This is a genomic window from Methylobacterium sp. D54C, assembly GCF_053345595.1.
In genome coordinates this window covers 517,504-530,179 of the sequence record NZ_JBKFAK010000002.1, presented here as the reverse complement: position 1 = coordinate 530,179, position 12,676 = coordinate 517,504, and the positions used below count along the sequence as shown (strand labels likewise).

At 72.0% G+C, this 12,676-nt stretch carries 10 protein-coding genes; 8 read left to right on the top strand and 2 right to left on the bottom strand.

All coding sequences use genetic code 11. From position 1 onward, the window contains the following. Window positions 1-903, top strand: a complete 903-nt coding sequence (locus tag ACLBYB_RS07905; protein ID WP_447698424.1) for an alpha/beta hydrolase — start codon at window positions 1-3, stop codon at window positions 901-903. Further along, on the top strand, window positions 900-2,366 hold the full coding sequence (locus tag ACLBYB_RS07900) for a flavin-containing monooxygenase (protein WP_427507391.1): 1,467 nt from the start codon (window positions 900-902) through the stop codon (window positions 2,364-2,366). The genes ACLBYB_RS07905 and ACLBYB_RS07900 overlap by 4 nt, the downstream gene beginning before the upstream one ends. Window positions 2,367-2,434: 68 nt before the next feature. On the opposite strand, the gene ACLBYB_RS07895 is transcribed toward ACLBYB_RS07900, so the two are convergent. Next, window positions 2,435-3,088, bottom strand: a complete 654-nt coding sequence (locus tag ACLBYB_RS07895; protein WP_447680958.1) for a protein-L-isoaspartate O-methyltransferase family protein — start codon at window positions 3,086-3,088, stop codon at window positions 2,435-2,437. Window positions 3,089-3,401: 313 nt separating this feature from the next. Between ACLBYB_RS07895 and ACLBYB_RS07890 the strand changes: the two genes are divergently transcribed. After that, entirely contained in the window at window positions 3,402-4,676 is a 1,275-nt protein-coding gene (locus tag ACLBYB_RS07890; protein WP_447698423.1) for a PQQ-dependent sugar dehydrogenase, read from the top strand. Next, complete coding sequence (locus ACLBYB_RS07885; protein WP_447680956.1) at window positions 4,676-5,266, top strand: c-type cytochrome; 591 nt, start codon at window positions 4,676-4,678, stop codon at window positions 5,264-5,266. The genes ACLBYB_RS07890 and ACLBYB_RS07885 overlap by 1 nt, the downstream gene beginning before the upstream one ends. A gap of 144 nt (window positions 5,267-5,410) precedes the next feature. Here the strand turns inward: ACLBYB_RS07885 and ACLBYB_RS07880 are convergent, their stop codons facing one another. After that, on the bottom strand, window positions 5,411-6,181 hold the full coding sequence (locus ACLBYB_RS07880; RefSeq protein WP_331299325.1) for an MOSC domain-containing protein: 771 nt from the start codon (window positions 6,179-6,181) through the stop codon (window positions 5,411-5,413). A gap of 199 nt (window positions 6,182-6,380) precedes the next feature. On the opposite strand from ACLBYB_RS07880, the gene clpB reads away from it, so the two are divergent. From clpB to ACLBYB_RS07860, 4 genes are all read left to right on the top strand, one after another. Further along, window positions 6,381-9,005 carry an ATP-dependent chaperone ClpB gene (gene clpB, locus ACLBYB_RS07875; protein WP_056531783.1) on the top strand — a complete coding sequence of 875 codons (2,625 nt, stop codon included), beginning with the start codon at window positions 6,381-6,383 and terminating at the stop codon, window positions 9,003-9,005. A 182-nt stretch (window positions 9,006-9,187) separates the two neighbouring features. Then, complete coding sequence (locus ACLBYB_RS07870; RefSeq protein ID WP_447698422.1) at window positions 9,188-9,637, top strand: hypothetical protein; 450 nt, start codon at window positions 9,188-9,190, stop codon at window positions 9,635-9,637. A gap of 334 nt (window positions 9,638-9,971) precedes the next feature. Continuing rightward, window positions 9,972-10,433 carry a hypothetical protein gene (locus tag ACLBYB_RS07865; RefSeq protein WP_447698421.1) on the top strand — a complete coding sequence of 154 codons (462 nt, stop codon included), beginning with the start codon at window positions 9,972-9,974 and terminating at the stop codon, window positions 10,431-10,433. A gap of 258 nt (window positions 10,434-10,691) precedes the next feature. Continuing rightward, a complete protein-coding gene (locus ACLBYB_RS07860; protein ID WP_447698566.1) occupies window positions 10,692-12,641 on the top strand; it encodes a DUF4139 domain-containing protein in 1,950 nt (649 codons plus the stop codon). Window positions 12,642-12,676 lie beyond the last annotated feature (35 nt).

Sequence of the window (12,676 nt, the reverse complement as noted above, 5' to 3'; positions counted from 1 at the left end):
ATGGCGAGCCTGCGCGCGTATCTCGGGGCCTACATGGTCCGCAGCCGGGTCCGCGGCCCCCTGTCCCGGGCGCGGGACGCGGCCGCGTTCCGCCGGATCTTCGAGGCGCCGACCTTCCCCGACCCCAAGGGCGTCACCTACGAGCCGGGCATCGTCGGTGGCGTGAAGGGCGAGTGGGTCCGGCCGAAAGCGGGCCCCGGTCGGCGGATGCTCTACATTCACGGCGGCGGCTTCATCGCCTGCTCGCCCCGTACGCACCGTCCCGTCACCGGCGCGCTGGCGAACCGGGGCTTCACGATCTTCGCGCCCGAGTACCGCCTCGCCCCCGAGCACCCTTTCCCCGCGGCGGTCGACGACGTGACCGCCGTCTGGGCGGCGTTCAGCGCCGAGGGCGCCGCCTGCGTGGCGGGCGAGTCGGCCGGCGGCAACCTCGCCCTCGTGCTGATGGGCGAGGCCCGCGCCCTCGGCCTGCCGATGCCCTGGGCGGCGGCCCTGTTCTCGCCGGCCACGGACTTCATGTCCGAGGACGGATCGCGGGTGACCAATGCGTGGCGCGACGCCATGTTCGACCCGCAGGCGCTCGCGGCGATCCGGCCGATGTATCTGGGCGCGGCCGATCCGGCCGATCCGCGGGTCTCGCCGCTCTACGGCGACCCGACCGGCTTCCCGCCGCTGCTGTTCCATGTCGGCGCCCGCGAGGTCCTGCGCGACGATTCCGTGCGCATGGCGGAGCGGGCTCGCAGGGCCGGCGTCGAGACGGAGCTCAAGCTGTTCCCGGTCGTGTCCCACGCCTGGCAGTTCGCCGCCAGCATGCTGCCGGAGGCGCGGACCTCCCTCGACGAGGCCGCGGCCTTCCTGACGGCGCACGCGCCGCACGCCCCGTCCGGGAGCACCCAGCGATGACCGAGCCCGCGGACGAGACCCTGGCCGTCCTGATCGTCGGCGCCGGATTCTCGGGGCTCGCGATGGCGATCCGCTGCCGGCAGGCGGGCATCGGCCCGCTGCGGGTGATCGAGAAGGCCGACGGCATCGGCGGCACGTGGCACGACAACACCTACCCGGGGGCGGCCTGCGACGTCCCCTCGCACCTCTACTCGCTGTCCTTCGCCCCGAAGGCCGACTGGAGCCGGATGTACGCGCCGCAGCCGGAGATCCTGGCCTATCTCCGGGACACCGCCGAGCGGAATGGCCTGACGCCCCTGATCCAGCTCGGGACGACCTTCACCGGCGCCACCTGGGACGCGGCGCGCGCCCTGTGGCACGTGGAGACCGACCGGGGACCGATCACGGCGCGCGCGATCGTCGCGGGCATGGGCGGGCTCCACCATCCGGCCTACCCGGACATCCCCGGCCGCGACGCGTTCGCCGGCCCCGCCTTCCACACGGCGGCCTGGGACCACTCCGCGGTGCTGGCCGGCAAGCGGGTCGGGGTGATCGGCACCGGCGCCAGCGCGATCCAGGTGGTGCCGGAACTCGCCGCCGTCGCGTCGCACCTGACGCTGTTCCAGCGCACCCCGCCCTGGATCATGCCCAAGAACGACCACGCCATCGCGGAGCGGGCCCGGGAGCGCTACCGGCGCCTGCCGCTCAGCCGGCGGCTCGAGCGGGCGCGGCTGTTCTGGCTGCACGAGGTGCGGGCGCTGCTCGGCTTCACCAAGGTCTCGAAGCTCACCGGCCAGGCCGAGTCCCTGGCGCGGCACCATCTCGCCAAGGCGGTCCCCGATAAGGCCCTGCGGGCGAAGCTGACGCCGAATTACCGCCTCGGCTGCAAGCGGGTGCTGATCTCCGACGAGTACTACCCCGCGCTCCAGCGTCCGAACGTCACCCTGGAGACGGACGGCATCGCCCGGATCACCGAGACCGGCGTGACCACCGAGGCCGGGCAGCATCACGACCTCGACGTGATCGTCTACGCCACGGGCTTCGACGTGGCCGCGACTTTCGCGCGGATGCACCTCGTCGGCCGCGACGGCCGGAGCCTGACCGAGGCCTGGTCCGGCGGCGTGGGCGCCTACCAGGGCATCACGGTCGCGGGATTCCCCAATTTCTTCATGCTGCTCGGGCCCAATACCGGGCTGGGCCACAACTCGGTCATCTCGATGATCGAGATCCAAGTGCAACACGTCCTCGACTGCCTGAAGGCGCTGCGCCGCGGGAGGCAGACCATCGAGGTCCGGCCGGAGGCCCAGGCCCGGTTCGTGGACCGGATCCACAGCCGCATGGCCGACAGCATCTGGCAGGCCGGCGGTTGCCGCAGCTGGTACCTCGACGCGACCGGGCGCAACAACACCCTCTGGCCCGACTCGGTGATGGCCTATCGCCGGAGCGCCCGCCGGGCCCGGCTGGGGGATTACAGGCTCGGCTGATCGGGGCCTGCGGCGCCGTCACGGATCCGCCCGCGCCGACGGGGGCGGACGCGATCTGGCGCGCGCTGTCAGAACGCGAAGCCCGCCTCCGCCGCGAAGGCCTCGAGACCGGGCAGCGACGCGTCGAACAGCGGCCGAGCGCCGAACGCGTCGCCGGCACGCACGAAGAGCGTGACCTTGGCGTTGCGGTGCGGACCGAACACGCAGACCAGGCGACCGTCGTCCTTGAGCTGGTTCAGCAGCGCCTGCGGCCGGACCTCGACCCGGCCGTTGATCAGGATGACGTCGAAGGGGCCCTGCTTGGGCGCACCGTCGGCGATCGGGCCTTCGATCACCTGGGCGGCGGCGCCGAGCCGGGTGCGCGCCGCCGCGGCGAGATCGGGCACCGATTCCAGCGCCGTCACCTGCGCGCCGAGTTCCGTCATGACGGCGGCGGCGTAGCCGTAGCCGGTGGCGACGTCGAGGGCGGCGACGCCTGGCCGGACCCGCAGGGCCTGGATCATCCGGGCTACGACCATCGGGGCCGGCATGCAGCGGGTCTCGCCGCCGGCCTCGCCCAGGTTCAGGGTCTGGTCGATATACGCGAAGGGCTCGCGGCCCTTCGGCACGAAGGCCTCGCGCGGCACGGTGTCGAACGCGTCGAGCACCGTGTTGTCGTTCACGTCGAAGGTCCGCAACTGGCAGTCGACCATCATCCGCCGCGCCTGCGCGTAATCGATCATCGATACGTGTCCTCGAACCGGATCGGAACGCCGCGTCGGCCGGGCTCCAGCGGACGGCCGGCAGCCCCGGCCAAGCCTAAGCTTCCCGGACGGGGGGCGTTTTCGGAGATCATTGCCCAAAACGCAAGGTGAGCCGACGCGACAGCCGAAGATGGCCCCGGAGGACGCGGCGGTGCACCGAATCCCGGCCGACGTTACGGCGGCCGCGGAGTGTCGCCTCCCTGCCGCCCGGGCCGGTCGCACTCCCCGGCGGACCGTTGAATAAAGAGTGCAGAGCGGGCGGTCCGCGAGGCCGCCGCCACCGGGAGACATCATGACGCCGATCAGCCAGCCGATCCTGACCCGCGGCCTCGCCGCCGCCCTCGCCGGACTCAGTCTCGGCCTGATGGGATCCGGCCCGGTCGTCGCGCAGGAGACGCCCGCGACCGCCGCCCCGCCGCCCAGCGTCCAGGTCGATCGCGGCTCGGCGCTCTACGGCCGGCCCGAGGGCGGCGCCGCGGCCAAGCTCGCGCCGGTGGCCGGACCGCCTCTGGCGACCGCGGCCGCCAAGCTGCCGCTCGACAAGCTGAAGGTCCCGGAGGGTTTCAAGATCGAGGTCTACGCCAGCGGCCTCGCCAACGCCCGCGAGATGACCCAGGCGCCGGACGGCACGCTGTACGTGGGCACCCGGACGGTGGGGAAGGTCTACGCGGTGCTGCCGAAGGCGGACGGCGACGGGAAGCGCGAGGTGAAGACCATCGCGACGGGCCTGCACCGGCCGAATGGCGTCGCGTACCACGACGGCGCCCTCTACGTCGCCGAACTCTCGAAGATCTGGCGCTACGACGACATCGCGAACCATCTCGACGGCGCGGCGAAGCCGACCCTGGTCTACGACGACCTGCCGAAGGACGAGGCCCATGGCTGGAAGTTCATCGCCATCGGCCCGGACAACAAGCTCTACGTCCCGGTCGGCGCGCCGGGTAACATCGTGATGCCGCCGGACACGCACGCGCAGATCCGGCGCATGGACCTCGACGGCAAGAACGCCGAAGTGGTCGCCCGCGGCGTGCGCAACACCGTCGGGTTCGACTGGAACCCGAAGACCAAGCAGCTCTGGTTCACCGATAACGGCCGCGACTGGGTCTCCGAGGACATCCCGAACGACGAGCTGAACGTGCTCACGGAGCCGGGCAAGCAGCATTTCGGCTATCCGTACTGCCACCAGGGCACGTTCACGGATCCGGAATACGGCTGGGGCCATGCCTGCTCGGAATTCACCGCGCCGGCGGCGCTCCTCGGCCCGCACACGGCCTCGCTCGGTCTGCGGTTCTACACCGGAACGCAGTTCCCGGAGGCTTACCGCGACGCGATGTTCGTCGCCCGGCACGGCTCGTGGAACCGCACGACCAAGCTCGGCGGCGACGTGGTCGTGGCCAAGCCCGGACCGGACGGCAAGGCCGCCGCGGTTGAGCCGTTCCTGACCGGCTTCCTCCAGGACAACAAGTATGTCGGCCGGCCCGTCGACGTGCTGGTCGCCAAGGACGGATCGCTGCTCATCTCCGACGACTACAACGGCGCGATCTACCGCGTCAGCTACGGCCGGTGATGCGCCGCCCCACCCGGGCAGCCCGCGGACTGGTCCCCGCCCTCGGCGGGCTGCTGCTGGCGGGCGCGGCGCTCGCCGCCCCGGACGCGGCGATGCAGGAGCGCCTCGCCCCCTGCATCGGCTGCCACGGGGCCGGCACGTCGGCGACGGAGGGCGTGCCCTCGCTCGGCGGGCAGCTCCCGGACTACGTGGTCACGCAGCTCTTCCAGTTCCGGGAGAAGCAGCGGGAGGCGCCGCCGATGAACGAGGTCGCTGCCGGATTCTCCGACGACGACCTGCGCGCCTACGCTGACGCGGTGGCGACGCTGCCGCCGCCCGACCGCTCCGGGCCGCCGGCCGACGCGGCTCTGACGGAGCGCGCGCAGGCGCTGGTGGCGAAGCACCAGTGCAATTCCTGCCACGGGCCGGATCTCGCGGGCCGGGACGCGATCCCGCGGATCCGCGCGCAGCGGGAGGAGTATCTCGCCAAGGCGCTCGCCGGCTACAAGTCGAACGCCCGGCCCGGCTACGACCCCGCCATGAACGAGGTCGCGCAGGGCCTGAGCGAGGCGGACATCAAGGATCTCGCGGCCTACGTGTCGCGGCTCTGAGACGACATCCGTTGGACCGCGTCCACCCGTCATCACGAGCGCAGCGAAGTGACACAGGGCGGCGCGCGGCGTGTCAGCGTGGCGCTGCCTGGCTCGCTTCGCTGCTCTCGCAACAACGGCAGCGCTGGGATCACCCGTCGCGCGTCATCCCACCACGCGCAGCGCGTCGCCCCGCGCCAGCGGCCCGCCGGCGATCACCTCCGCGTAGACGCCGAGGTCGCGGTGCCCAAGGCGCGCGTCGAGGGTCCAGGGGATGTCGCAGTCGCGCACGCCACTGACCGGGTCGACGTTGGTGGCGGCGCAGCGCACGGTCCGCTTGGTGATCTTGAGCCGCAGCCCGCTCGGCGCCTCGACCACCTGCCCGACCATCTCCAGCTCGGCGAAGGGTTCGAGCCCCTCGACCAGCAGGTTGCCGCGGAAGCGCAGCGGGTCCACGGGCGCGCCGAGGTAATCCTCCACCGCGGCCACGCTCGCCCGGTTGATCAGCGATACGTAGCCGGTCGGCGAGTCGGTGAACCGGTACTGCGGCGGCGCGGCCAGCACCTTCGGCTCGCCCCGGAGGCTCTCGGGGACGTAGCGCCGCATCAGCTCCGCGAGCCCCTCGCGGCCGGACTCGGTGTCGAGCCGGAAGGCCTGCGGTTCGCCGTACCCCTCCACGGTCAGCGTCGCCGTGGCATCGTCGTAGCGGGTGCGCAGGCGGGCGAGCGCCTCGTCGCGCATGAGCATCAGGTACTTGGTCTTGGGCTGGTGGCGGGGCGCAACCGCGTTGAAGCCCGATGGACCGTTCTCGATGGCGTAGAGCCGGTCGCCCGGGAAGTGGCCGCTGGTCTCGAGCGCCGCCCGCTCGACGGGTTCGGGGCTCAGGCCCTTCACCGGGTAGCGATACAGGGCGCTGACATGAATCAATGCGGTCATGCGCGGAGCGTGGCCCTGAAATGATCCGGCGCGCAAGAGCTTCGCCGCCCCTTGTGGTGCTCAATTGCAACACCACATCGGGTCTACCGGCGGCCACCAGCGGCGCCGGGGCCCTCGCGCGGCGGATAGCCGGAGGGCGACGTTTCGGTGGCGCCGCGCCTCTCATCGGGCGGCGGATGCCGGTACGGGAGGGTTGTGCATGAATTTCGAGAAGTACACCGAGCGCGCCCGCGGCTTCGTGCAGGCGGCTCAGAACCTCGCGATGCGCGAGGGACATCCCCAGCTTCAGCCGGGCCACCTGCTCAAGGTGCTGCTCGACGATCCGGAAGGCCTCTGCGCCGGCCTGATCGACCGCGCGGGCGGCCAGTCGCGCGTGGCGCTCGCACAGACCGAGCAGTGGCTCGCAAAGCAGCCGAAGGTCTCCGGCAACGCGGCCGCCCCGCAGGCGACGCGCGAGCTGATGCGCCTGTTCGACACCGCCGAGAAGGCCGCCGAGAAGGCGGGCGATTCCTACGTGACGGTGGAGCGGCTGCTCCTTGCCCTGGCGGTCGAGAAGGATTCCGAGGCCGGCCGCGCGCTCCAGGCGGCGGGCGTCACCCCGGCTTCCCTCAACGCCGCGATCAACGCCCTGCGCAAGGGCCGTACCGCCGACAACGCCTCGGCCGAGAACGCCTACGACGCGCTGAAGAAGTATGCCCGCGACCTCACCGAGGCCGCCCGGGACGGCAAGCTCGACCCAGTGATCGGCCGCGACGAGGAGATCCGGCGGACCATCCAGGTCCTGTCCCGGCGCACCAAGAACAACCCGGTGCTGATCGGCGAGCCCGGCGTCGGCAAGACCGCGATCGTCGAGGGTCTGGCCCTGCGCATCGTCAACGGCGACGTGCCCGAGTCCCTGCGGGACAAGAGCCTGCTCGCCCTCGACATGGGCGCGCTGATCGCCGGCGCGAAGTATCGCGGCGAGTTCGAGGAGCGGCTCAAGGGCGTGCTCTCCGAGGTCACGGCGGCCGAGGGCGGCATCATCCTGTTCATCGACGAGATGCACACGCTGGTCGGCGCCGGGAAGGCGGACGGCGCCATGGACGCCTCGAACCTCCTGAAGCCCGCGCTCGCCCGCGGCGAGCTGCACTGCGTCGGCGCGACCACGCTCGACGAGTACCGCAAGCACGTCGAGAAGGACGCCGCGCTCGCCCGGCGCTTCCAGCCGGTCTTCGTCTCGGAGCCGACCGTGGAGGACACGGTCTCGATCCTGCGCGGCCTGAAGGAGAAGTACGAGCAGCACCACGGCGTGCGCATCCAGGACTCCGCCCTGGTCGCGGCCGCGACGCTGTCGAACCGCTACATCACCGACCGCTTCCTGCCCGACAAGGCGATCGACCTCGTCGACGAGGCCGGCTCGCGCCTGCGCATGCAGGTCGATTCGAAGCCCGAGGAGCTCGACAACATCGACCGCGAGATCGTCCGGCTGAAGATCGAGGGCGAGGCGCTCAAGAAGGAGACCGATTCCGCCTCCCGCGACCGGTTGGTCCGGCTGGAGAAGGAACTCGGCGATCTGGAGGAGCGCTCGGCGGCGATCACCGCCCGCTGGAAGGCCGAGAAGGACAAGCTCGGCACGGCGGCCGGCCTCAAGAAGAAGCTCGACGAGGCCCGCAACGACCTCGCCGCGGCCCAGCGCCAGGGCCAGTACCAGCGCGCTGGCGAGCTGGCCTATGGGGTCATCCCAGGCCTTGAGAAGCAGCTCGCCGAGATCGAGGCGAAAGCGGAGAACGGCCGCGACGCGATGATGGAGGAGGCGGTCACGCCCGCCCACGTCGCGGGCGTCGTCTCCCGCTGGACAGGCGTGCCGGTGGACAAGATGCTGGAGGGCGAGCGCGAGAAGCTGCTGGCCATGGAAGAGGCGCTGTCCAAGCGCGTCGTCGGCCAGCGCGAGGCGGTGGAGGCGGTCTCGACCGCGGTCCGGCGCGCCCGCGCCGGGCTTCAAGATCCGAACCGGCCGATCGGCTCGTTCATGTTCCTGGGCCCGACCGGCGTCGGCAAGACCGAGCTGACCAAGGCGCTCGCCGGCTTCCTGTTCGACGACGACACGGCGCTCGTGCGCATCGACATGTCCGAGTACATGGAGAAGCACGCGGTTGCCCGGCTGATCGGCGCGCCCCCGGGCTACGTCGGCTACGAGGAGGGCGGCGCCCTCACCGAGGCCGTGCGGCGCCGGCCTTACCAGGTCGTGCTGTTCGACGAGGTCGAGAAGGCGCACCCGGACGTGTTCAACGTCCTGCTGCAGGTTCTCGACGACGGGCGGCTCACCGACGGCCAGGGGCGGACGGTCGACTTCCGCAACACGCTGCTGATCATGACCTCGAATCTCGGGGCCGAGTATCTGGTGAACCAGCCCGCGGGCCAGGACACCGACGCGGTCCGCGAGGAGGTGATGGGCGTGGTGCGGGGGCACTTCCGGCCAGAATTCCTGAACCGGGTCGACGAGATCATCCTGTTCCACCGCCTCGCGCGGTCGGAGATGGGTGCGATCGTCGAGATCCAGCTCGGGCGCCTGCAGAAGCTCTTGGACGATCGCAAGATCACCCTGGAGGTCGACGAGGAGGCCAAGAACTGGCTCGCCGACAAGGGCTACGACCCGGCCTACGGGGCGCGGCCGCTGAAGCGGGTGATCCAGAAGAACGTCCAGGATCCGCTGGCCGAGCTGGTGCTCTCCGGCAAGGTCCACGACGGCGAGACGGTGCCGGTCCGCCTCGGCCCGATGGGCCTGATGATCGGCGACGTGACGGTCGGGGCCGAGCGCCGCCCGGTCAACGCGACGCTGAACTGATCGGCCGGACGGTCGAGGGGCGGCGCGCCGGCACTCGGTGCGCCGCCCGGTCCGTCGCGCCTCTCGGACACGGGCCCTCACGAGGCGGCCCCCGGGGGATGACGGGCGCGCGGCATCGACCGTCGATGTCGCGATGAGCTAGGGCGCTGGACAGGGCGGACGGGTCCCCGAATCCTGGCGCCATGCGCCCTGCCGTCGCCGCCCTTCTCGTCGCCGTGCCGCTCGCCGCAGCGGCGGACGATCTCCCGCCGCCGGTGGCCGCGGCCATCGCCGAGGTCGAGGCCGCCTGCGGATCCGCGCCGGCGAGGATCGATCCGTTCGTCATCGACCGGCAGGACGTGAACGGTGACGGGGTGCCGGACTTCATCCTCAACGTCGGCGGACTCCGATGCGGCGACGAAGAAGTCTCTCAGTGCGGCCTCATGGGATGCCCGAAGATCGTCCCCGCATCCTCGAAGAACGGGTTCGTCCTGGTGCTGGACATCTACGCGCACGACCTCCGGTTTCGCGCGCTGAATGGCCGGCCGGCGGCTTCGGCGAACGACGAGGGATGGAATTGCGGCTCGGTCCGGAGGGGGCCGGGCCGCACGACCTTCCTGTGGGACGGGACGCGCTTCGCCTGCGCCGAGTAGAGGTTGTCTGGCTCTCCGGCGCCGCAGGCAGGCGGTCGCTCCCCGGGTCGACGCTCGGGGAAGCGCCGGGAGAGCACAGGACCGGTCACCCACCCTCGCTGGATGCGCGGATGTCCGATACGGCTTCGGCGCCCTCGCCGGTGACGTCGCCCTGTCGAGCGGCGCCCTCATTCCCGCTGTCGACCGTGCCCCCAGCGTCGCGGTCACCATCCGTCCGGACGGCGCGAACGCGCTGCGCGCCTGGGTCGGAGGAAGGCCCGGGGCGTAGCCTCCATCGGGGCCGCGATGAGCTAGTGCGCTGGACAGGGCGGACGGGCCTGAGGATCCTGGCCGCATGCGTCGCGCCCTCGCCGCCCTGGCTCTCGCCCTCCCGCCCGCCGTCCCGCTCACCGCCGCGGCGGACGATCTCCCGCCGCCGGTCGCGGCGGCGGCCGCGCGGGCCGAGGCGTCCTGCGGGTCCGAGCCGGCCACGCTCAAGCCGGGTTTCATCACCCGCCAGGACGTGAACGGCGACGCTGTACCGGACTTCATCCTGGATTTCGCGGCCGTCCAATGCGGCGATGACGAGTCCGCCGCGTGCGGCACCGCGGGCTGCGAGATGCAGGTCTTCGCTTCGACGACGGACGGGTTCGTGGACGCCTTCGACGCCGTCGCCCACGACCTCCGATTCCGCACGGTGGGAGGCCGCCCGGCGGTCATCGTCGATATGACCGGGGCGACGTGCGGACGATCCGGGCAGGATCCGTGCGGCGCGATCGCCGTCTGGAACGGCAGGACATTCGGCCGGACACGGTAGGGTGCATCCGCGGACCGCAGCCTTCCCCCATCGCGCCGCCGTTCCCGTCCCGCCGCATCGGCGCCGCGACCCGGCGCGCCCCGGCGCGGACAGCACGGGAGGGGCGCCCGCGATCGGCTCACGCCCGCGCGCGTCACGAAGCCTTTGTCGGACGGCGCGCGGTCGGCCAGGGTGGGACCGCGTGCGGCGGGCGCGCCCTGACTGGAGCCAGACGAATTGATCCGATCGCATCTGACCTTAGCCGGAGTCCTCGTGTCCATGATTGCAGCCGCACCGCCCCTGATGGCAGCGCCCGACGGCATCCGCGCGGTGACCTTGTCGAGCGGCGGCCTGGCCGAAGTGACCCTGGTCCATGCCGTCGACGGCGACGGGACGATCGGGCTCAGCGTCCGGCCCGAGCAGATCGACGACATCCTCAAGAGCCTCGTCGTGCGCGATCCCGTCGGAACCGTCGGCGCCCTGCGCCTGGACGGGGTGGATCAGGCCGACGAGACCCTGCGGACGATGCCGTTCACCGCGGACGACCTGTCCGCGCCGACCCGCCTCGTGGGCAAGCTGCAGGGCGTCCCGATCCGGGTCCAGAGCGGCGGGCGCACGCTCGAAGGGCGGGTGCTCGGCGTCTCCGAGCGGAATGCCGGGACTGAGACCGGCGACGTCTCGATCCTGACCGTCCTGACCGCGACCGGCACGCTCGAATCCGTGCCGATCGAGGACGGCGCCTCCGTGACGATCCTCGACCCGGCCATGGCGGCCAAGATCGCCGAGACTATCGCGGCGGCCGGGAAGACCAAGGTCGGCGACGCCCACCGGGTCGAGATCGCCGTCTCCGGGCAGGGCCAGCGCGAGGTCCGGTTGACCTACGTCGTCGCCGCGCCCGTCTGGAAGACGAGCTACCGCATCGTCGATGGCGGCGGCGGCCGCGCGAACCTGCAGGCCTGGGCCATCATCGAGAACGCGCTGGGCGCCGACTGGACGGGCGTCGACGTCACCCTCTCGTCCGGGTCGCCGGTGGCGCTCCTCCAGCGCCTGCACAAGCGCTACTGGCGCAAGAGACCGGAGGCGCCGGTGATGGTCGAGGATGTCGGCATGCCGGACCTCGACCCGGGCACGGTCGCGTCGAAGTCGGTCGCGCGCCTGCGCGCCCCGGCCCCCGCCGCCGCGCCTCTTCCGGCCCCGATGGCGCGGATGGACACCCGCGACAGCCGCATGGAGGCCGCGGAACCGAGCTACGACGCCGCGGCCGCCACCGCGGGCGCCGCCGCCAGCGAGGGGGATGTCGCGGCGAACTTCACGCTGCCGCATCCGGTCGATCTGCGCGCCGGCGGCACGCTGTCGGTGCCGTTCCTCGATACCGAGATCGAGGCCGAGCGGGTCGCCCTCTGGAAGCCAGGCCAGGGGGTTCACCCGATCGCGGCCCTCCGGATCCGCAACAGCGCCGGCGCGACCCTGCCGGCGGGCCTCATCACCCTCTACGACCGCAAGGCCGGCTACCTGGGGGACGCCCGCCTGCCCGCGACGCCCGTCGGCGAGCAGCGGCTCGCCAGCTTCGCCCTCGACCGCAAGGTCGCCGTCCAGGCGGAGACCGCGCCGAGCGACGCCCTGACCAAGATCACCGTGGTCGACGGCGTGGCGCGCGCGACGGTGATCGCCCGGGAGGTCACGACCTACACGATCAAGGGTGCGCCGGACGCCGCCCGCTCCGTGATCATCGAGCATCCCCGACGGGATGGCTGGACCCTCACCGCGTCCGCTCGCGACAGCGAGACCCCCACGGCCTATCGCCTCAAAGTCGCGGTTCCCGCCGGCGGGACGGCCGAGACCCGGGCCGTGCTCGAGCGCGTCCGGATCGACGCCTACGACCTCGTCGACGCCGACGAGGCGCTGCTCGTCCGGTGGGCCTCCCTGGCGACCGACCCGGAGCTGGGCGGCAAGCTCAAGACCCTCTCCCAGGCCCGCGCCGAGGTCGCCGCGGCGACCCGGACCGTCGAGGAGATCGGCGAGCGCGCGGCGAAGGTGCAGGCGGAGCAGGAGCGCATCCGCAGCAATCTCGGCGCCGTTCCGAAGGACAGCGAGCTGGCGCGCCGCTATCTCAGCCGCATGGGTGCCCAGGAGGACGAGCTGGCGAAGCTCGATGCCGCCCGGACCCAGGCCGAGGACGGGCTCAGGGCGTCGCAGGCGCGGATCCGGTCGCTGATCGCGGCGCTCTGAGAGCGGTCCCGGATCCCCGCGCGATCCGGGACCGC